This is a genomic window from Streptacidiphilus sp. ASG 303 (assembly GCF_020991365.1).
Taxonomy (GTDB): Bacteria; Actinomycetota; Actinomycetes; order Streptomycetales; family Streptomycetaceae; genus Peterkaempfera.
The window spans coordinates 90195-112523 of the sequence record NZ_JAJLRA010000018.1 but is presented as its reverse complement, the minus strand read 5'-3'; the positions used below and the strand labels follow the sequence as shown (position 1 = coordinate 112523).

At 77.5% G+C, this 22329-nt stretch carries 3 protein-coding genes; 2 read left to right on the top strand and 1 reads right to left on the bottom strand.

The window, feature by feature from the left end; all coding sequences use genetic code 11:
* The first annotated feature begins 41 nt into the window (after positions 1 to 41).
* Positions 42 to 2756, top strand: coding sequence for a hypothetical protein (locus LO771_RS20955; RefSeq protein ID WP_230654736.1), 2715 nt, complete (start codon positions 42 to 44; stop codon positions 2754 to 2756).
* Positions 2757 to 3886: 1130 nt separating this feature from the next.
* Entirely contained in the window at positions 3887 to 4255 is a 369-nt protein-coding gene (locus LO771_RS31415) for an RICIN domain-containing protein (RefSeq protein ID WP_230654734.1), read from the top strand.
* Positions 4256 to 4436: 181 nt separating this feature from the next.
* Here the strand turns inward: LO771_RS31415 and LO771_RS20940 are convergent, their stop codons facing one another.
* Positions 4437 to 22325 (bottom strand): glycosyltransferase, encoded by a 17889-nt coding sequence (locus tag LO771_RS20940; RefSeq protein ID WP_230654733.1) that lies wholly within the window; start codon positions 22323 to 22325, stop codon positions 4437 to 4439.
* Between the last annotated feature and the right edge of the window lie 4 nt (positions 22326 to 22329).

Genomic DNA, 22329 nt, shown 5'->3' with positions numbered 1-22329 from the left:
CGCCGGCGGCGGGCGGGGACGGCGGGATCCTCGTCGAGGAGGTGGACGGCGTCCTGCTGCTGCGGCGTCCGTCGGACGACGTCCTGACACCGGCCGACCTGGGCGACCTCGCCCGCTCCCTCGGTTCCGGCGCGGGCGTCCGGGCCGTGGTGGCGGGCGTCGGGGAGGACGGCGCGGGCCCCGGGTTCGCGCACGCCCTCGGCGACGTGCTCGACGGCCTGCGCGCGTCGGGCACGGAGGAGGTCCTGCTGGTCGTCTCGGGCGCCGGGGAGGACGGCCCCCGGGACCGCACCGCCCTGGGCCGCAGGGTCGCGGACGCGTGGGGCATGCGGGTGCTCGCCCCGGAGGGGAGCGTGCTGTTCGTCCCGGGCGGCTCCCTGTTCGCCGCCGCGCCCGGGTCCCGGGACGGCGGCTGGCAGCGGTTCTCCGCCGGAGGATCCCGGGAGCGCCTCGGCCCCCGGTTCCCGGCGCCCTCCTGGCAGCCGTCGTTCGACTCCCTGCCGGCGCGCGTCGCGGGCGGGTGCGTGGTCGACCGGATCCCCGCGGGCGTGGTGGTCCGGCCGGCCGGCGCGCGGGCGCCCGAACCCGGCGACCTCTACCACGCCATGCCGGTCGACCCCCGCCGTCCGGCCGTCGTGGTGGGCGTGCTGGAGGGCGAGGACGTCTCCCCCAACGAGGTCGCCGCCCTGCTGAGCGCCTCGCCGCGGGCGGTGCGGTCCGGTGTGCGCCTGGTGCCCGGGGGCCGCGAGGACATCCTGCCCCTCGGGCAGGCGGTCGCCGACGCGCTCGACGGGGAGGTGGAGGTGTACACCGGCCTGCCGCTGCTCGACGGTTCCGGGACCGGTTCGGACACCGTCCGCGCCGTTCTCGTGGGGCGGGACGGCGCCCCGGGGTGGCAGCCGTTCGTGGACGCGGTGGCGTGCCGCCCCGGGGCGGGCACGGGCGGGGCCCGCGCCCCCCGCCTCGTGCGCTGGACCTTCCCGCTGCCGCCGGGGTCCGGCGGTGCCGGTCCGGGCGTGCTGGACCTCTCCGACCGCTGGCAGGTGACGACGACCCGTGCGGGGCTGTGGGTCGCGCGGCGGGGGGCGGTGGTGCCGGTCGCCGCACACCCGGTGCAGCCGGACGGCGCGGTCGTCGAGGTGGGCGTCACGGGCGAGCGGCTGGACGGGACCCTCTGGCCCGTCCTGTCCGGGCTGCTCGCCCGGCTGGCGCCGGAGGTGGTGGCGCGCGCCGTCCTGCACGTGCACGGGCACTGCCCGGACGGCGGCCGCGAGCTGCGGGCGCTGGCCGGGCGGCACGGCGTGCGGAGCATCCGCTACGGCGCGGCGGCGTCCCGGCGGGCGCCGGGCCCGCGGTGGGCGCCGCACCCGGCGCTCCCGGGCGGCGGCGCGCCCCCCGCGGCACCGCGCCCCGCCCTCCCGGGCGGCGGCGCACCTCCCGCCGCACCGCACCCCGCCCTCCCTGCGGGGCCGTCGGACGCGGGCCACCGGGGGCGGGAGCACGCGACGGCGGCCGGACGGGCCGCCGGTCCGCGCGGGCCCCTGCCGCAGCCCGCCGTCCAGGCGGGGCCCGGGGCGGCCGCGCCGCCCGTGCCCGCTGTACCCGCTGTGCCCGACGGTCCGGGGGCGGGCGCAGCGGGGTTGCGGGGGGCCGCGGGGCCCGGCGGCCCGGGGGCCGCGCCGGCGCACGCCGTCGTGCAGACGACCACGCGGGAGGGCGTCCGGGACGGCTCGGGGGGCAGGCACGACGGCGGAGGCGGGCACGGCGGCGGGGACGGAGTCCCCGCCGGGACCCGCCGGAGCACCGGGGAGGAGCGCCTCGCCTTCCGGGCGCTGGCCGGTCCGTCCTGGGACCTGCACGCCACCTGGGCCTCCCGGACCGCCGAGCTGCTGCCCGGGACGGCCGGGGAGGAGCGGGAGGCCGCGCTGGCCGACCTGGTCGCGCTGCGGCTGTACCTCACCGCGGCGGACGGGCCGCTGGGCCACGCCGCACTGGCCGCGGACCTGCGGGCGGGGGGCGGCGTGCTGCTGCCGTACGCGGCGTGCCTCACGTCGGGTCTGGGGCGGCTCGCCCCCTACCGGGGCGCGGTGGTCCGCGGTGCCGCGCCGGGCGCGGCGGCGGCCGGTCCGCCCGGCGGGGCGGTGCCCGGGGCCGTGCTGCACGAGCCGGCGCCCGTGTGCGGGCTGCCGCTCGACCCGGGCGCGCTGCTGCCGCACGGCACCGGGTACCTGGTCTGGTCGGTCGGCGGACGGAGGGTGCAGCGGTCCGCGGGGTCCTCCCCCGCCTCCGACGAGGTGGTGTTCGCCCCGGGGACGCGCTTCCGCGTCCTGGAGGTGCGGCCGGGGTCCGCGGGGCCGCTGGTGCTCCTCCGCGAACTGCCGGACGACGGCGCCTCCCCCGGGGAGCCCGGCGGGCCGGGCGCCGGGGACCGCGCGGTCCTGGAGCGCCTGGACCGGTTCCTGAGCGGGCGGCCGGTCGGCGCCGCCGTCCCCTGGCCCGCCCGCTGCGCGGGCCCGCTGGGGACCGGCCGGGGCCCGGGGCCGCAGGGCGCGGCGGACTGCGGCCAGGGGGTCCCGGGAGGACCGCCGCAGGCTCCGGCCGGCGCCCCGGAGCAGCAGTCGTCCCCGCGCCGGCCGGCCGCCGACCGCTTCCACGCCGGGGTCCGGGCGGCGACGCCGCACCGGGCCGCCGGGCGGGGGGCCGTCGTGGCGCCGCCGACTGCCGGGGAGCCCACGGCGGGCGGCGGGCGTCCGTGATCCGGACGCCCGCCGCCCCCGCCGTCCCGCCCCCGCCCGGACGGCCGGGCGGGGGCGGGACGGTCCGTCCATCCGATCCGAGAGGACATGTGATGCCGCAACGACCAGATCAGGGGTCCGGTCCACCGGGCGCGGGACCGCGGGGAGGCACCGCGAACGGGGGGCTGACGGTGCGCCGGGCCGTCGCCCTACCCCGGGCCGCGGGCGGGGCGGACGACGCCCTGGTCCCCCGCACCGCGCCGGCGGGCGGAGGCCGCGCCGACGGTGCGGCCGACGGGCGGGACGCGGGACCGCCGAAGCCGGCAGCGGGCACGTCGGGAGCCGGTGCCGCCGCACCGGGCACCGCGGTGTCGGCCGCAGCGGCCCCTGATCGCCAGGAGCCCGACCGTCCGGGAACGGTGGAGACCGCAACCGCCCTCCTCCCGACGGTAACGGCGGTCCTGCAGGAGGGCCCCACCGCCCCCCGCACCGGGGGCGGGGCCCGCTTTCGGCTGCGGCGGAGCCGGCCGGGCGCCACCGGAGGGCCTCGGGGGGAGCACGACCCCGGGGTGACCGGAACGGAGCCGGGGGACGCCGAGGTGGGCGCGGACGGCGGGGACGCGGAGCGGCCGTCCGGCCGTCCGGGCAGGACCGTGCTGGTGGCCTCCGCCGTGGGCGGGATCCTGCTCGCCGGTCTGCCGGTCCTGATGACCGCGGGGACGCACCGCGGGCCGTCGACGCGCATGCAGCCGGCGGAGAGCATCTCCCTCGGCGTCGACGCGCTCGGCGGGGACCGGGAGGCGGAGCGCTCGGAGCCGCCGTCCGCACGACCGTCCGCCGGTCCGTCCTCCGGACCCGGCGGAGCCGCGGCCGTGCTGGCAGGATCCGTGTCGGGCATGGACCGGGACGGCGCCGGGACGCCAGCCGCCGGCGGGACAGCACGGCAAGCCGCCCCGGGCCGGGGTACGGGCGCGGGCGGGGCGTCGTCCGGCTCCGCCGGGCCCGGCTCCCCCACCGGCGGAGCCGCGGCACAGCCCGGCCCGTCGGCGGGAGCGGGCACATCGGCCGGAACGCCCGCCGCGTCGTCGGCCCCGGCCGCCGCCCCGACCGGGTCCGCCACGCCGACGGCGGCACCGCCCGCGGGCCGGACCGTGGTCAGCTTCGCTTCCTCCCTGTGCATCAGTGCCGGTTCCGGCAGGGATGGGCAGCGGCTCTCCGTCGCCGCGTGCTCCCCCTCGTCCGCGCCGGAGCTGTGGGAGGTGCGGTCGGACGGCACGATCCGGTCGATGGGGCTGTGCATGGACGCGGCCGGGGCCGGGACCGCCAACGGCACGGCCGTGCAGGTGGCCCGCTGCAACGGCGGCGAGGCGCAGCACTTCGTGCTGAACGCCTCGTACGACCTGGTGAACGTCAACGCGCACCGGTGCGTGTCGCTCGCGGGCGGCTCGACCGGGCCGGGAACGGTCCTGGAGCTGCGGGACTGCAACGGCAAGGGCTACCAGAAGTGGCGCGCCTCCTGAGAGGCGTACCACGGTGAACGGTCTGCGGACCGGGGCGGGGCGGGGCCGGTCGGCCCCGCCCCGTTCTGCTTCCCCCGTTCGGCGGCGCCGATGCGGAGGCGGGAGAACCCGCAGCCCTGCCCGGCGGCCGGGCCGGCCCCCGCCCGCCCGGCGGCGGACGGGGGCCACGGACCCGCGGGGCTCAGGACGACCCGGGCGGGCACAGCCGCATCTCCGGGAGGCCGCCGACCACGACGGTGACGCCGTGCCCGAGCCGGTTGACGGCTTGCTGCACGACGGCGAGCGCCGGAGCCGCGGGGAGGTGCTCCCCGAGAGCGACCACGACGTGGACGCCGGCCGCGGGAGCACCGGCCAGGGCCGCCGGGAGCACCCGGTGGACCAGGTCGCGCGCGGCCACCTCGACGGCCTCTGCGACGGGTCCGCCCCGGCTCTGCAGGGCCTCGACGTCGCGGATGCGCGCGACCAGCTCCGGATCGGGCCGGACCGTGACGGTGCGCAGGACCGGCTCGACGGGGAGCCGCAGGCGATCGCCCCGGGCGGGCGGGACGGGGGCCCCGCTGTCGTCCGGCGCGGCGGGGGTGGGAGTCAGGATGCCACCCGGGGCGGAGGGCCCGGGGCGGCCGTCCTCCGGTCCCGACGGCGTCGGACCCTCCTCCGGGGCCAACGACGGCTGCCCGGCACCGGCCGACTCCTCGTAGGCCTGGTTCGAGCTCTCCTCGGTCAGCCAGCCGAGGTCGATCCAGCGGGCGGCCTCGACCGGGTCGACCGCCGCCGCGACCTCGGTGTCGCTGGCGGTTCCGATTCCGTACTCCCGGATCTGGGCGAACACCGCCTTGCTCAGGACGGCGGGGCCGGTCAGCGCGGCGGCGTTGCCGACCATCTCGTGGCCGGGCATCTGCCGGGCCGCTTCGGGGATCGCGTCGACGAGGTGCTCGACGAAGCGCGACCCGGGCGGGACGGCCAGGAAGTTGTTGTTGTATTCGCCGCGCGACCACCGTTCCTCGACGACGTCGCGGAGCGTCACCTGGTCCTCCGGGACGCCCCGTCGACGTGCCAGGTCGTCACGCTGGTGGTGGTAGGCCGCCTGGTCCCGGATCATGGGTGCGATCACCGGGAGGTCGGACAGCCCCAGCAGCGGCGCGGCCGGAGGAAGGTGGACACCGCCCGGTGCGATGTCCACGTCGGCGTAGACACCGCCCTCGACGAGCAGCAGACCGTAGCGCGCCACGTCGGAGGCGGCCGGCGCGGCGTTGCGGTCGGTGCGCGCGTTGAGATAGATGTCCCGCAGCTTCTCCAGCCGGGGCGAGGGCTGCGGCGAGGACTGCGCCCCCTGGAAGAACAGGGACAGCCTTCCCTGGAGCGTCGGCCTGACCGGCGGCCACAGCTCGGTCGCCTCCCGGAACCGGACACCACGTGCGACCAGGTCCGCACGGACCCGTGGATCCCACGCGGACACGGGAACCCCGCCCACCTCGCCGGTGTCCGTCCACATCTGCACCCGCCATCCCGAGCGGTCTGCGCGGTCGGCCCATTCCTGCAGGTTGCGCACCGCGTCCGCGGAGAGGGGCCGGCCGATCCAGAAGAAGTTGACGACCTTCGGCAGCGCTCGCAACCGGGGGTGGCCCTCATCGCCGTTCATCGCCAGGAACGCGGTGACCGTACGGGACGCGCCGGTGTGCAGCGTTGCCGCCTCCTCGTACTCCCGGCCCCCCTGTGCCCGCGACCGTTCGGCACGTCCCTCCAATTGCCGTACCAGGATGCGGGCCGCACTGAACAGGCCGTTCTCCAGGAACGCGTTCAGGTCCTGCATCGCCCGTTGGGCGATGGACGGCGGTTCGGCGTCGGCGCGATCGGCCGGGGCGGAGTCCGTCACCGGCCCCCTCGGTGCAAGGCGGGCCCCGTCGGAGCCGGGGTCGGCGCCGGTCCGCGCCACGGCTTCTTCCCCGTGCCCCTCGAAGGCCAGGATCTCCAGATGCGCCTCCATCTCCTCCACTTCACGGACGTACTCCGACCGCAACGGGGGCAGGCCGCCGCCCGGAGCGGGCGGCAGGACGGGCGGGGGGGATCCGGGACCGGTCGCGGCACCCACCGGGGCAGAGGCCTCCCCGAGGGACGCACCCGGCGCCCGTTCCCGGTCCTGTGTCCCCGGGACGGCCGCAGCCTCCACGAGGAGGGTGAAGTCACGGAACGCGGCGTACCTCTCCTCGTCCGCGCGCGTGGCGTCCACCGGGTTGGCGGGCCGGGGGTGGACCGCCGACGGATCGGTTCCGTACAGGCGCTCGAGCAGGGGGACGAGGGAGGGGAGATGGGTCCGCACCCAGGCGGCGCCGTTGTTCCGGGGCCGTCCCGTGCGGGGGTCGGTGCCGTGGTTGGTACCCAGGTAGGCGTTGCTGAGCTGGGCGAAGAACTCCTGGGCGTTCACCGAGGAGTAGTTGTCGACCTCGTTGCCGCCGAGGTCGGTCCGCGGCCCGTCGGGCCACTGCGTGTCCGTGCCGCCTTCCTTCAGTGCGCGGTAGGCGTCGGCGACGGCACGCCTGTCGGCGTCGGGAAGTCCGAGGTCGTGGATGGCGTGGGCGATCTCATGGGTCGTGGTGGAGTAGCCGTCCTCGTAGTGGGGCGACCGGCCGACGGAGGTCGTCCCGCCGAGGAGGTTCTCCTCCGTGACGGCGCTGGCCCCGGCGCTGAAGCCGCGGACCGTGTCGAGGACGCGGCCCGAGCCCGCGGTCCGCCCCCGCAGTCGGCGGAAGGCGTGCAGGTCGGTCGCCGGCACGTCGGCGGGCACCACCAGCACGTCCGCGCCGCCGGTCAGCAGGCGTCCCGCCACGAGGGGGTCCTGCAGCATCCGCGCCACCTGCGCCCGCGCCTCCGCCCGGGCGGAGGCGGGAGCGTGCGCCCTCAGGTCGCCGTGGACCAGGAGGTGGGCGGCCGTGGCCGCCATCTCCTGCGGCGGGAGCCGCCGCTGGAGGGAACGGACGAATTCCGTGTCGCGGGCCAGCCAACGGCGCTGCCCCGGCGTGAGCGCCTCGAGCACCTGCGCACGCTCGCGCTCCGCCATGCCGGGCAGCTCGCGCACCAGGCGGTCCGCAGCGGGAGGCGGGGAGACGACGTCCTGCGGCAGCGGCGCTGCGTACCGCTCCGGGCCGTCCGACCCGGGACCGGGGTCGGCGCCGCCGGTCGGCACCTCGCCTCGGACGTCATCCTGCCGCAACGGTGGCGGACCGTCCTCCGGAGCCGGCGACACGACGGGGCCGGAGGCCCCGGCGGGGCCGCCGGGGCGGGCCGTCCCCGGGTGCAGGACGTCCTCCAGCCCGTCGACGAGGGCGCCGTCCGGGCCGATCGGGAACATGGCGACCAGTCCGCCCGGGACGTCGACCCGCAGGGACCGGCGGGGCCCGTCGGCGGCTTCGACGACCAGCACGGTGTCGAAGCGGTAGTAGCGGAAGGTGCGGACACCCTCCCTGTTGTGCTCGTCGGTGCGGCCGAGGGAGGCGGTGTACCGCTCACCCCGGGCCACGTCGCGGACGCCGAAGGGGAGCCGCTCCAGCATCTGGCCGTCGTCGACGTGGCCCCCGCCCTCAGGCCCCGTGACGAAGCGCCAGGAGCTGGAGGACGACTCCTCCGCGGTGGGCTCCCCGTCCTGCTGCACGTAGTGCCGGCCCTTGTGGGCGAAGCCCTCCGAGGATCCGAGGACCTCCGCCCGGGTGAGCACGAGGCGCAGGCGGACCGTCCGGTCGCCGACGGGGACCTCGTACCGGCCCCTCAGCAGCTGGACGGTGCGCGGGCCGAGCATGGTGCTGCTCGTGTGGAAGTCGCGGAGCAGGCTGTCGAGGGAGGCGAACTCCGGACCTGGGTCCTCGGACAGGGCCCCGGGCAGGACGCCGGCGGGGGCGGCCCCCCGGCCGGCGAGCGCCTCCGGTCCCCCGGTCCCGTCGTCCAGCGCGGCCGGCCGCACCCACGACGCTGCCGCGTGCGCGGCCGGCACGTCCAGCGGGTGGATGTTCTCCGCCAGCCCGTCGGTGACCTCCAGGGCACCGGGCTCCTGCGCCTCCGCCCAGGGCAGCCCCGGGCGGGGGTTCTCGCCGTCGCTGCGGACGAACGTGAAGGGGGGCGCGTCCTCGTCCCGGGGGACCGTCAGGTGGGCGGGCACGAGCAGGTGCACCGTGCCCCGGACGAGGTCGTCCGGCCGGGCTCCGCCGTCGTACCAGTCGCGGGACAGGCGGGAGTCCCAGAAGCGGCGGACGGCCGGTCCGGCGCCGGCCCGGTCGGCCCCGCCGAGGACGAGGGAGCGGGCCGCCCGGGCGGGTGCTCCCACGAGCGGCGGCAGGCGCCGATGGAATCCGACCTCCACCCGGAGGTCGAGGTGGTGGCTGAACGCGTGGGAGCGGTCCCTGGGGTTGGCGCGGTAGATCTCGGTCCTCTTGACGGCGTTGCCCTGCTGGGAGGAGCTGCGGCGGCCGTAGCCGGCCTCGGCCTCCAGGCCGCCGTGCCCGTCGTGGTCGCCGAGCCGGACGCGTACCAGGACGCCGCCGCCGCCGTGGACGGCGGCCACGTCGGCCCGGGACCCCTCGGTCACGGCCTCGCCCCGCAGGGTCAGCTTCACGTCGGGCCGGGGCCGGTCGGCGTGCGGGGGCTCGACGCGGACGGCGGTCACCCGGACGCGCACGAAGCCGTTCCCGACGGGGAACCAGCGGGAGACGCCCGAGCCGAGCAGGTCGGCGAGGCCGGTCTTCAGCGCCTCGGAGGAGAACGCCGCGGCAAGGCTGCGCAGCAGCAGGTCCGGCCGGGGGCCGGGCTCGCCGGTCCTCGCTCTGAGGACCCCGCGCTCGACCAGCCGGCGGACGACGGCGGCGAGGACCCCGTCGGCCTCCAGGTGCTCGGCGTGCGCCGTGCCGGCGACGAGCGCGCCGGCGAGATGGGCACGCGGCCCGGCGGGGGACGGCTGGTGCGCGGGCCCGGCGGCGGGCATCAGCTCGGCCAGGCGGCTCTCCGGCACCAGCGCCTGCAGTGCCCCGTCGAACCGGACGTGCCGGGTCAGCTCCTGCCTCCTCCCGGACCGCCAGCGGGTGACGGTGACCTCGAAGTGCGGGGTCCCCGAGAGCACGTGCGTGGCTCCACCGTAGGTGGCGCGGGTGATCTGGATGTTCCCCCGGTCCGTCTCCTCCTTCACGCCGCGCTCCACGGCGGCCTCGCCGTGGAGCGCGGTGACGAGACGGCCGCTGAAGGAGGACGCGTGGCCGGAACCGCTCTCGGGCGCGTGCTCACCGGCGTCCTCCGGGCCCGCCGGAGCCCTGCCGCCGAGGGCGAACTGCGGTCCCGCCATGGCGGACAGGTCGGCGGACAGCTCCCGCTCGGCCTCGCTCTGGTGGTGGACGGCGGACTTGGAGTACTGCTCGATCTCCACCTCGCCTCTGGTGGGGCCGAGGTCCACGGGGTCGAGCACGGTCAGGCGGAGACGCACCGTGGTCCTCCAGCCGCCCTCGTCGGGGAGGGCGAACTCGTGGCCCAGGGGTCCGGTGAGGGTCCCGAAGAAGGACGCCAGCTCCCCCGGTCGCGTCTGCTCGACCAGCTCCTCGGGCCACAGGGTCCAGTCTGCGGGCCATGCCCGGGACCGGCCCGGGGGCGTGTCCGCGAGCTGCGCGTGCATCGAGGCGACGAGGCGGGGGAGCTCGGGCATCACCGGGAAGGCCGGGTAGACGCCTGCGGCCCCGGCGCTGCGGAGGGCCAGCCGGGCCGTGCCGGCCCCGGGGGCGATCCGGGAGTAGACGGGGCGCGCGAACGCCGCCGCCTCCTCCGCGGTGGAGGTCCGCTCCGGGGCGTGCTCGTGCGGCACGGCGACCTGGGCGACGGCGTCGGGGTGGTGGAGGAAGGAGCGCACCGGGGTGGTGGGCCGGCCGTCCAGCCGCCGCACCACCAGCTCGTAGGCGATTCCGTAGACGTGCTCGTCCACGTCCGTCAGCGTCTCGGTGCGGCGGTAGGACTGGACGGTCCCGCCGAGGGCGTCCCCGGTCCTCGAGGTGTAGCCGCCCTGGAGGCGGAGGCCTCCCAGCTGGAGGCGGAGGAGGTCGCCGAGGGTGAGCCGGAGCGCGGCGCCCCCGCCCATGCGCACGCCCCACGAGGCGCCCTGCGCGCCGGAGACGGCACCGGTGGCCGCGGCGCGCAGGTTGACCGTCATCGGGTATGTGCTGACGCCGCGGTGCTCGCGGAGGAACCCGCGCACGGAGAGCCGGTAGCGCTCGGGGCCGAGCGTGACGGTGTGCGAGAGGCCGCCGAGGAGGTTGGCGAGGTCGCCCTCCAGGGCGGGCCTGCCGAAGTGGAGCACCAGGTCACGGTCGACCCGGGCCCAGTCGGCCCGGGTGTTCCCACCGGCGGCGGCGAGATCCTGCAGCGCCGTCCGCAGGTGTGTCCGGACGAGTTCGGCGCCCGGGAGGCCCACCGCGACGGAGAAGCCGAGCCCGCGCCGGGCCGCGAGCACCAGCGGCTCACGCTCCCGGGGGGCCGGGGGCAGCGGCTCCGGCGGCAGGGGGGCGAGCGTGGGACGGGTCCCGGACAGGTCGAGGAGCACCCGGACGTGGGGGTGGGCGGCGACGGGGCCGGGAGCGGCGCGCAGCCCGGGGCCGCCCGCGGCGGCCGCAGCGACCGCGGGCGTGAGCACCGCGCCGAGGACGCGCTCCTCGAAGTGGGCCGCCCCGCGGCCGTCGCGCCAGGGCAGGCCGACCTCCGCAGGGACGTCCTCCCGGAGCGCGAAGGTCCCGAGGGTGGGGGAGTCCACGGTGACGTCCACCCGGAGGACGACGGCGTAGCGGGCCTGGGGCTCCTTGGTGGTGAGCACGGTGTGGGCCAGCGCCGTGGTGCTGAGTCCGAGCGCCCGGTTCTCACCCCAGTGGAGAGTGAGGCCGGCGAGGGGCAGCATGCCGGACGGGGCGGCGTGGCCGGCGTGGAGGCCGGTCACCCCGACGGCGGTGAGGCCGGCCGCGACCGCGGCGGCGCCCTCCGAGCCGCGGCGGGAGGCCCGGGTGAGCCCGCCGCCCATGTCGTCGCGGACCTTGACCTGTTCGGTCACGCCCAGGAACTGCGCACTGCGGTACGCGACGGCGACGGTCACGTGCCCCCGGAAGCCGGTGAGGCCGATCCGGATCGGGTTGGAGACGTGGCCTCCGCCGAACAGGGCGGGGCCGTGGTTGCGCGCCGCCCGCTCGTCGAGGAGCGCCTGCGCCCTGCGGACGACCTCGGCGGCTGCCTCGGGGGCGAGGCCGCGGTCGCGCAGGGCCTTCAGGAGCGCCGACACGAGGGGGGTCGCGTCGAGGGCGTTGAGCACCTCGCGGGTCTCGCGGGACCTCGGCGGGGCGACGCCGTCGACCTCTTCGGGCTTCGGGTCGGGACGCAGGGCGTCGGGCCCGGAGTAGACCGCGGGGAAGTCCACCTCGAGCCGTCGGGGGACGACCACGTCGGGCGCGTAGCGCTCGCCGTCGACGAAGACGAGGACCTGGACGTCGGCCTCGAAGCCGGCGAGGCCCTCCGTGAAGAGCTTGCGGCCGGCGATGAGGCTGCGCCGGGTCCCGTCGGTGCGGGTCCGCGCCGCGCGGGCGCTGACCTGGGGAAGGCCGGTGACGATCGCCGACGCGGCACCGGACGTGACGTCCAGCGCGGTGAACAGCACGGACTCGACACCGGTGCCGGTGGTCCGGGTCGTCGCGCCTGCGCCCGCCATCGAGCCGAACGTGACACCGTAGGTGCGGACCGGGCCGTCCGCCTGGACCACCGGGCGCGGCCGGACCTGGCGCAGCACCGGCCTCAGCCACAGCAGCCGGCCCCCCGCCGGACGCAGGACACCCTCGGAGAGCAGCGTCCGCCACTCCTCGGCGCCCTCGGTGAGGAGGAGGTCCGTCACCCCCGCCTCGACGGCGGCGGCGAGCGCCGGGTAGGGCACCTGTTCGGCGACCAGGCGGGCCCAGGGGGCGGCCTTCTCCCGGCTCCAGGTGTCCGCGGCCCCCACCGTCGCCTCGCCGAGCATGCCCCGGTCGACGTACCAGGGGTGCTCCGCGGCGGGCACCGTGCCCGGCGGCAGGCTGCCCAGGGCATGTCCGGGGTCGCGGGGCACGACGGAGACCAGGACCCGGCGCCGGACGGCGGAGGTGTCCCCGGGCCGCAGGTCCCCACGGCCCCGGCTGCCGACGACGATCTCGAAGCGGTCCGCCCCGAGGGCGTCGAGGGCGTTGTGCAGGACGCGGGCCACGTCGTCGGCGCGCACCCTTCCGTTCCGCTCGGCGCGGGCCGCCCGGTCCGCGAGGCCGGGCACCCAGCCGCCGCTGCCGCCGCCGGTGACCACGATCCGGGGCAGCGGAAGGCCGTGCTCCTCATGGTGCGCTGCCAGACGGGCCAGTTCACCCGCGAGCCGCACGACGCGGGCCTGTGCGGGCCGGGCCAGGCGGTGCTCGCCCTCGGCGAAGTCGTACGCGAGCAGGTCGGGGGCGAACACGACGGGGCCGGGGCGGGCGTCGGCGGACGGGCGCCCGGTGCCGTCCGGGTAGGCGTCGGGGATGCCGGTGCGGTCCGTCCTGAGAGCCGGGTCGGCGTCCTGCTCCTCGGCGACGGTCTCCGGCACCCGGTGCTCCGCGAGGCGGCTCGGGCCCGGCACGCGCCGGTGGCGGGTGGACCGCCGGGAGGCGCCGTGCCCGGGGTCGGCCGGCGGGGCCGTCCGGACCGGGTCGGGCCGACCCGGGCTGTCGGCGGCGTCGGTGATGTCCGTGGCATCGGGACGAGGCGCGGGGTCCAGGGGCGCGGGGCCCTGGGGTGCAGGGTCCTGCACTGCGTGCGCGTCACCGACGCCCCCGGCGGGGTCCACCGGCGCGTGGAGCGTGCCGCGCGGCGGCGCCGTCCGCGGCGCCTCCAGGAACGCGACGGGCCCGGTCGGCCGCTGGCGGGCGTCCTCCCTCTCCTGCGGCGGCTCTGTCAGGGGGGTGGAGGGCCCGGAGGTCCGCAGGACGGCGTCGGCCGTCGGGGCCGGGGGAACGGGGGCGGTCCGCCCAGGGGGGGTGCCGAGCGGTCCGGGGCGCCCCGTGCGGTGGTCCGGGATGCGGTCCGGGTCCTCGTGGGCTGCGTCGACGTCCAGGCCGAGGAGTCCGACGCGGGTCCGCGCAACCCTCTCGCGGCCGAGGGCCCGCATGTACGCGCGCTCCGCGTCGTCGATCTCGCGTTCGGACGGGACGGCCGATCCGCTCGGCGCGGACGGGTCCGCCCTGCGGGCGCCGACGAGCCGGGCGAACCTCGTGAAGGACTCCTCCACGGCGCGGACGGCACGGTCATGCTCGTCCAGGGCGCGGGCGCGCGACTCCCGCAGCTCCTCGTCCGGCGTGGGGCCGCCCCTGCCCTTGCCCTTGTCCGGCGCCCGGAGGGTCTGTCCGGGGTCCGGTTCGGGGAGCGGGGCGGCAGACTCCTCCGGGAAGGACGGGCCGGGCTCCGGCGCCGTGCGGTGCGGCTCCTCCGCAGCGCGTGCCGTCCCGGCCTCCTCCGCGTCCGCGAGGTCGTGCCCAGGCTGTCCGGCCCCGCTGTGGACGGTCTCCGCGACGTGCTCGTCGACAGGGTCTGCGGGGGACGCCGGGGGGGCGAGCACGCCGTCGGGGGACGGGACCGCCTGCTGCGGGCCGGACTGCTCCGGGCCGGCCTGGAGCCGGTCCGGGCGCCCGGCATCGTCCGCGTGCGGGACGGCGTCCGTGTCCGGCCCGTCGTCTGCCTGCGGGGCGTCGGCGGTGGCGGCCCGGCCGGGGAGGGCGGCGGGGACCTCGACGAAGGCCCGCCGCCTCAGGACGCGGACGTCCTCGCCGGGCACCGCGGACCGCAGGCCGGCCACGTCGCGGCCGCGGCTGCGCAGCCGGACCTCGATCCGCCGGCCGGGGTACCGGTCGAGCTCGGCGAGCAGGAGGTCGGCCATGTGCCGCCCCCGCGCGCCGCTCGTCTCCAGGGCGGCGTCCTGCCGGCCTGCGGAGAACCGGATGCCGTTGCCGCCGGTGGAGATGACGACCGGCGGCATCCCCGTCCCGCGGGACTCCCGGCGGGTGCGCTCCCCGGCCAGGTACCGGGCGAGTCTGCGGAGCCGGTCGGCCTCGACGGGTCCGAGTGTGTGCCGCCCCTCCTCGAAGTCGAAGACGTCGAGGCCGGCGGGGATGACGAGGTCGTCGGACGCGGGTCGGGGGGCGGTGGCGGGCCGCTCCTCCCCCGGCCCGTCGGCGGAGTGCCGTCCGGGCTCCCCGGTGGCGTCGGGCACGTCCAGGAGGGCCGCGCCGCGCCGGTCCAGTTCTGCCCGCAGGCCGTCCAGGCGGCGGGCGGCCGAGGCTGCGAGGTCCGCCGGGGCGGGGGCGGAGCCCCGGGAGGCGGCGAGCTCCCTGAGGCGGTCCACGAGGGCGGACGCCAGGTCCAGCTGCTCCTGCGCCTCGGCGAGGTCGGCACCGGCGAGGTCGGCACCGGGCTCCGGGGAGGCCGGCCGGCCGGCCGGTGCGGCCGTGTCGAGGGCGAGCCGGGCGGCGGCGGCCGACACCTCGGTGCGCCAGGACGCCTCGACGGCGAGGGCCGCGGCGAAGACCTCGGGGAGGGCGGGGTCGGCCGAGGCCAGGCGCGCCCCGCGGCGGTCGACCTCGCGGCGCACCGCCGCCTCGAAGGTCTCCGGGACGTCCCAGGAGGTGCGGTAGAACCGGCCGAGATCCCGGGAGTCGACCCCCCACGTCTCCAGGTCCCGGCGGGTCCGGGCCGACAGCAGGCCGGCCTCGACGGCGGTGTCGGCGTCCAGGTCGGTGTCGTCGAAGGCCTGCGGGTCGAAGGCGTGCATGCGCCCGTGCGGACTGATCCACCACGTCCGCTGCGGACCGTCCTGCGTGCGGACGTCCAGGCGCACGTAGGCGCCGAGGGTGAGGGCGACGTCGCGGACGAGGTGGACCGGGTCGGCGTCGAGGAGCGGCGCCGCACGGTCCGTGAGGGCCTGGGCGGGCTCGCGCAGCACGGTGGCCGGCGGGCGCACGCCCGTCCGGGCCGCCTCGGCCCGCAGGGCGTCCAGGTCGAGGCGGAGCGCGAGGGCGGGGGCGTCGGTGGTGAGCTCGGTGGGGCGCCGGGTGCGGCGGCGGAGGACGGCGGGGGCGTCCAGCCGCGTGCTGCCGTGGTCCATCCGCGCCGCGAGCATCCGGGACACCGCGCCGGAGGCCAGTCCGGCGGTGGCACCGGGCTGCCGGGCGGCCTCGGCGAGGAGGTCGTTGAGGTCGAACTCCTGGAACCGGGCGGAGACCCGCCACGGGCGGGCGGACGGGCGGGCGGCGCGGGCGGACTCCGCCTGACGGGCGAGCAGCTCCTCGACGTGGGCCGCCTGGAGGTAGAGGTCCGCGGTGCCGGTGAACCGCCGGCTGCGGTAGGACCCCGTCCTGACCGGCTTCACGCCGGGCGTGCGGTGGCGCCGCCATGCGGTCGCCTCCAGGTGTCCGGCGACGCGGACGCGGACGCGGTAGAGGGGGCCCTGCTCCTTGATGTGGAGTTCGCCGCGAGGGGTCTGGCCGTCGCCCTGGGTGCCGGTCTGCGCGGTGTCGCGCGACCAGGGGACGGACTCCTCGTAGCCGGTGGCCGTGTGCGGCAGCGTGCCGAAGGCGGCGGTGTCGGCCTTCACCGTGGGCCGCCAGGGGCTGGAGGCCGTGTTGGTCGAGACCCCCTTCAGGTCCTTGGTGTAGCGGCCGGTGCCGCTGTCCTCGACCTTCTCCAGGAGCTGCAGGTCGAACAGGTCTGCCCTGATCCGCACGGTGGCGTACCGCAGGGGGTCGCCCGGCACGGTGAGGGCGCCGGCGAGCAGGCGGGGTCCTCCGGTGGTGGCCGGGAGCAGGGAGTTGACCAGCTGGCCCGGTGACAGCAGTGTCCTCAGGACGGGGTTGGCCTGGCGTCGCGGGTCGGTGGCCGCACGGCCGAACACCTCGCGGACCAGGGCCTGTGCGGCGAGGAGGGCGTCGTCCAGCGCGGTCCCCGACACGGTGGTGGTGCCTGGCATCACGGGGAGGGGGGTGGCGGTGCGCACCACGGGGCGCAGGAGCCGCTGGTTCCGCAGGACCGCCATGGGGACCTGGACGACGGCCTCGCCCCGCAGGCTGCGGACGTCGGGCTCGGCGAGTCCGGCCAGGGACCGGTACCAGCGGGTGAGCACCGCGGTGAGCGGCCCGCCGGCGGTGTCGACCCGGCTGACATGGAGCGTCACCTCCAGGGGCATCCCGAGCTCGGCGTAGCCCGACCAGGTGTACGCGGACTGCTCCGTGTAGGTGGTGGTCTCGACGGTGACGCCCCGCTGCCGCCCCTGGTGCAGGGCGAGAGTGCCGTCGCCCTTGGCCTCGGTCCCCTCCGGTGCGTACTTCACCGGCGTGAGGGACTGCGTGTCGGCGAGGGACCCTCCCTTGCGGAAGGAGCGCTGGCCGTGATGGTAGAGCTCCAGGCCCGCGGGCGGGACGACGTCCCGCCCCTCCGGTGCGCCGGTGAACCTGGCGTGGATGACGACGCGCACCACGTCCTGCAGGAACCAGCCGACCGGCTGGCGCACGTCCACGGTGAGACCGTGGGGGGAGAGGATGTCGGCGAAGGCCGCCTCCAGGCGCCCGGGGGCGAAGACCGCCTGCAGGGCGCCGACGGCGCCCTGCACCCTGGCCACCGGCAGGCCCGAGGTGTCCGCCAGCAGGGTGCCGGAGGTGATCAGGCCCGGCGCGACGGCCTCGATCTGGGCCGCGAGCACGTCCCACAGGGCCCGGCCGCCGTCGAAGGTGATGCGGCGGATCCCCGCGTGCCCGAGGGAGCGGCCCCCGGGGTCCTCCCGTGTCAGGTGGTCGGGCAGGTCGAGCTCCTGGCGGGTCAGCCGGTGCTCGGGGAACTCGGCGTTGAACCGGGCCAGCACCTCGTGGTCCAGGACGGGCGAGGCGCCCGTGTCGTGCAGCTGCCGGACCAGGGAGGCGAGACCGTCGAAGTGGACCGGGCCCGGCAGGCCGGTGCCGTCGTGCCTCCAGCGCAGGAGGAGGCGTGCGGCCAGCGTGCCGCCGAGTCTGAGGTCCCCGGAGAGCCAGCGGTGCATGACGTCGGCGAGCCGGGAGGGGGGGACCGGCAGGGTCCCGTCGGCGTAGTGGCCGAGCGCGTCGGACTCGGAGAGGAGGTAGAGCAGGGTGCGGCCCTCGAGGGACTGCTCCGCCCGGTGGACGGTGGTGGGGGCGAGCTTCCCGGTCTCGGTCTGCCCGCCGGCGAAGGTCAGGCGCGCCCTGGCGCGGTAGAGGTAGGCGCGCCCGAGGCTGAGCGGGATCTGCTCGGTGCCCCCGGTGACGGTGCCGCCCTCCGTGGTGGTCCGGGTGAGGCTGCGGCTCGCGTCGAAGGCCGCGGACTGGACCCCCGGGGCCGCGTTGTCGCCGACGGCGACGTCGAACTGGCCGACGGTGATGCCGTCGGAGGTCGAGGCGGAGGAGGACGCCTGGCTCAGCCAGAGCTTGATGGCGCTGAGGACGAACGGGCGGTCGCTGGCGTCGACGAACTCCGACGGGCCGACCTCCGCGGAGAGCAGCAGGGAGACGTGCGAGTCGCGCAGGAGACCGGGGTCGAACCCCTGGTCGTCGCTGTAGTGGCCGTCGAGGATCCGCTTGAAGTGCGCCCGGAGGTGGGTGTTGGTGGTGATCTCGGCGATCCTCTGGAGGGCGCCCGACGAGGGCTCCAGCAGGTCGCCGTGGAGGAGTGAGGCCGCAGCGGCACGCGCGCCGGTGGTGTCGAGGTGGTACAGGACGGCGGTGTCGAGGACGTGCGCCGGGGTGGGGCCCGGTGAGACCCACTCCCCCGGGCCGTCCGTGCGCAGCGGCAGCAGGCGCAGTCCCGTCTCCTGGTCACGCAGGACGATCGGTTCGGGGTTGCGAATGCCGGAGCGGACCGAGCCCTGGAGCCCGGAGTGGGCGAAACGGACGGTGACGGTGTAGTCGAGCAGGGTCGAGAAGCGGTTCAACGGACCCGCGTACTCCGCGAGCATCGGGAGGTTGGTGATGTAGGTGACGCTGTTGTCCGTGCTGACGGAGTGCTGCAGTTCGACGCGCACGGCACTCCCGCGGAGGCGGCCGTTGGAGACGCCGAACCGGAGCCCCGCCTTCACGGAGGCCGAGGCCCCTGCGCCGAAGCCGGCCGTGTCCAGGCCCATGGACAGGTGGACCAGGGGATTCTGGTCGTCGGTGCCCGTGAAGCCGGTCCGGTCGGTCCGCAGGGCGGCCCGGACGGTGACCTCGGCGGTGTCCACGTCGAACCCGACCCCCGCCGCGCCCCGCTGGCGCTGCAGGACGAAGAGGACGCCGTCCCCGAGCAGGTCGTCGAGGCGGGACTCGAGGCCGGCGCGGGAGAGGATCTTGTCGAGCAGGACCTCGTTCTCGAAGCGGCTCTCCAGGTCGGGGCCGTAGGAGAGGCGGCCGTGGCCGGCGAAGGGGTCGCCCTGCGGCGGCAGGAAGTCCCACGTGCCGACCGCCTCGCGGACCGCCTGCCGGAGGAGGTCGACGGTGCTCTGCCGCACGTCGGCGCCTCCCAGGCCGATGCCTTCGCCGTCGGCGACGTGGGCCGGCAGGCGCACGTCGGCGGCGGGGGCCGCGGCGGGGGCGGCGGGCGGCTCGCGGTCGACGGGGTAGCCGTGGGCCAGTGCCTCGGGCACGGGCATGCTCAGGGTGACCTCGGAGACGACGTCGACGTTCCCGCCGTACTCCCCCTCCGGACGCAGGACGTGGACGTCGGCGGTGAACCGGAACCGGCCGGCGTAGGCGTTGGTCGGGCCCGTGAACCGGTGGACGGACACCCCGAGGCCGATGGCGCCGGAGGAGACCGTGGTCGTGTCCCCTTCCGAGACGCCGGCCGACAGCTTGACGCCGAGGCCGAGGTCGTGGCCGTGCAGGACACGGGGGACGAGGTCGGCCTCCGCGAAGACGTCGGCGCCGGCCGAGTTGGCCAGCGAGTGGGAGCCGCTGACGCCGCTGATGGTGGTCCGGACGTTCTCGATGTGCCGCTTGGAACTGGTCGTGCCGACGCGGCGCACGTCCGGCCGGCCGCCGGAGGTGAGGGCCTCGCCGCGGATGACGATCGTGGCCACCGTCCTGCCCCGGGAGTCGGGGAGGCGGAGCAGGTATCCGGACCCGGTCGCCCGCTCCAGGTTGGTGCGGAGGTTGTAGACGCCCTGCAGCAGCTTCTCCCGGGTGGGGCTGCCGATCCGCAGGAGGTCGGCGGCCCTGCCGCCGAGCATGGGGCGCAGAGCGTCCTGGAGGGCGTCGAACAGCTGGGGCACGTCGGAGAGACCCGACGTGAAGTGGTGCTCGGGCACGGTGCCGGGCCGGTCGACCCGCGCGGCGGTCTGCTCCCCGGCCGGGCGGCCGAAGTAGTTGCGCGGCACCCACAGCAGCAGGTGCTGCCGGCCGGAGGCGGGCACGGTGTGCGGGTCGAGCGACGACCAGCGCAGGGCGCCGTCGGTGCGGACCCTGAACCGCCAGACGGGGCGGTAGGCGAGCAGGAGGGACTCCTCGCGGCTGTTCTCGACGTGCCCGTTCTCGGCGTCGGCGATGACGGAGGTGGACCTGCCGGAGACGTTGGTGGCGAAGGACACGCCACCGCCCACACGGACGGTGTGGAGGATCCCGGCACCCGGGATGCCGAACCCGGCGGACATGCCGAGACGGGTCGCGGAGGTGGAGCCCGCGGTGGTCCGCACGTGGGCGCCGGTGTTGAACGAGCCCACCGAGCTCTCGGTGGCACGGTGCCCCGCGCCCTCCGGCCCGGGCTCGGGGACCGCGTGGTCCACCGACTCGGCCGGGGCGGCGACGTGCTGCGGGTCCACCGGGTCGAGGGTGACGAGGACCTCGGCCTCACCGATCGTCAGCACCAGTCCCCCGTCGTGCCGCGGCGTGCTGCCGGGCAGCAGGAGGGGGTAGTTGCCGAGCAGGGTGGCGGGGAGCTCCGTCCACTGGTCCTCGGGCACGTCGGCGACCGGACGCCCGGCGCGGCGGTCGCGTTCGAGGGCCTCGGTGACGGCCTGGCGGAGCGCCGCGACCAGCAGCTGGACGTCGGGCAGCCCGGCGCGCGGGACGCCGATGGAGCGGACCGTGGTGTCGACGTGCGCGGGCCCGGTGAGGGTGAGGAGCGCCGTGTCGGGCGGCACGCTGCCGTCGGCATCGGTGCCGGAGGCGGTGGCCGGATCCGCGGCGGAGTGCGCCTCCGTGACGCCCGCCGTGCCCGGTCCGAGCGCCGCACCGCCGGTGAGGGCCGTGCGGTCCCCGTCGAGCAGGGCGTCGAGGACGGCCGGGTCGAAGCCCCGGCCGCGCAGGGCCTCCGCACCGGACCGGCGCAGGCGGTCGGGGTGGAGGACGGTCCACTCCGAGGCGACGGACAGCGCCTCCTCGTGTGCGGCGTCGGCGCCGTGCAGGTGCAGGGCGAGGGCGACCCGGTACACGGCTTCGCGCTGGTGGTCGCCCAGGGGCCCCCTGCCGGGGACGGCACTGAGGGCGACGTACCCCTGCAGAATGCCGCTCGCCCGGGTGACGAGCCCGTTGAACACCTCCTCCGGCAGCTTCCCCATGCGCCTCTCGACGGCACGCTCCACGTCGGCGGCGTCCCGGAAACGGCTCCTGGGCACGGCGGGGCCCGGGGTGCCGGGGTGCACGGGTGCCAGGAGCGCCGGTGTCGCGCCCTGCCGCCCGTCCTCCTGTCCCCCGGAGGGCACGGAGTCCGCGTCCTCCGGACCCCTCGTCACGCCCAAGGGGGGTGTCCCCTGTTGCGGTGCGCGTCGCACCGGGCGCGCGGCCGCGCCCGCCAGCAGGCGCGCGGCCTCCTCGGCTGCCTCGCGCCCCTGGAACACCAGCACGTACTGGACGGCCTTGGCGACCACCAGCCGCCGGGAGGGATCGTCGGCGAAGAGCCCCGGTGCGACACGGTCCAGGACGGCCCGGGCGCCGCGGCGGGCGACGGAGATCTGCTTGTCGCCGAAGTGGGCGTAGACGTCGTCGGCCATGGCGGACAGGACGGAGCCGTCCGCCAGGACCCCCAGGACAGCCTCACGGCCGACCGACGGAACGGGCAGGGCCTCCCCGTCCTCCGACGGGGGCGCGGCCGTGGGCCGGGCCTCCTGCACCGCGATCCCGGACGTGCCGCTCCACCCGGGGCGGTCCGCCCGGGGCGCGTTCTCAGCGGGGGCGGTGGCCCCCGTGTCGCCGGGCGTGCGGCCCGTCCCGGGCGCGGGGACGGCCTGCAGGGCGGCTCCCAGGTCGTGGCCGGCCTGCTGCCGGGTGCCGTCCGGCAGGACGTACACCCACTGTCCGGGTTCGAGTGTCGCGTCCGGGACGCCGGCACCGTCCTGGACCCCGCCGTGGACGTAGGACAGGAGCTCACCGTCCTCGGTGCGCACCAGCAGGCCGTCCGGGGCCAGGACGGGCCGGCCGAGCTCGCGGGCCAGCCCGGACATCCACGCGGAACCGGCCGAGCCCTCCTCCGCCAGGCCCGAGGCAGGCACCACAAGGACTCCGCCGGACCCCGCCGCACCACTGCGGCCCGCGAGACCCGCGGCCACCTCGAAGGGCGGCCGGCGGACCCCGCGGAGCAGCACCTCGTCGGCGTCCGGGTCGTACCGCACGCCCCGCAGCACCCGGAACCCGTGCGGTGCCGCCGTCCCGGGGCCTGCGGGCCCCGGCGGGAGCAGCCGGTCGAGGATCCCCGCACCGCGCCTGGTGCCGCCGTCCAGCAGGCCTGCCGCCACACGCTCCTGCACCTCGGTGAGGTCGGGCAGGGCCGGGTCCGCGCCGTCGCCGTGGCCGAGTGCGGCCACCCGAGCGGACACCATCGCCGTGGCGTCGCCGAGCGCCCTGATCCGCTCAGCAGGATCACGGGCGGGGTCGTCGAGGACCGCCCGGATCTGCTCCCGGTCGAGGCGCGGGCGTCCGCCGCCCGGCGGGACCGCGGGTGCGTCGGCGGACGGGCCGTCGAGCGGGTCGCCGGAGGCATCGCCCAGGCCGGGGCGCACGCCCTCGGACCCGCTGGGGCGGACCTGCCCGTCGGGACGGGGGGCACCCTCGGACACGACG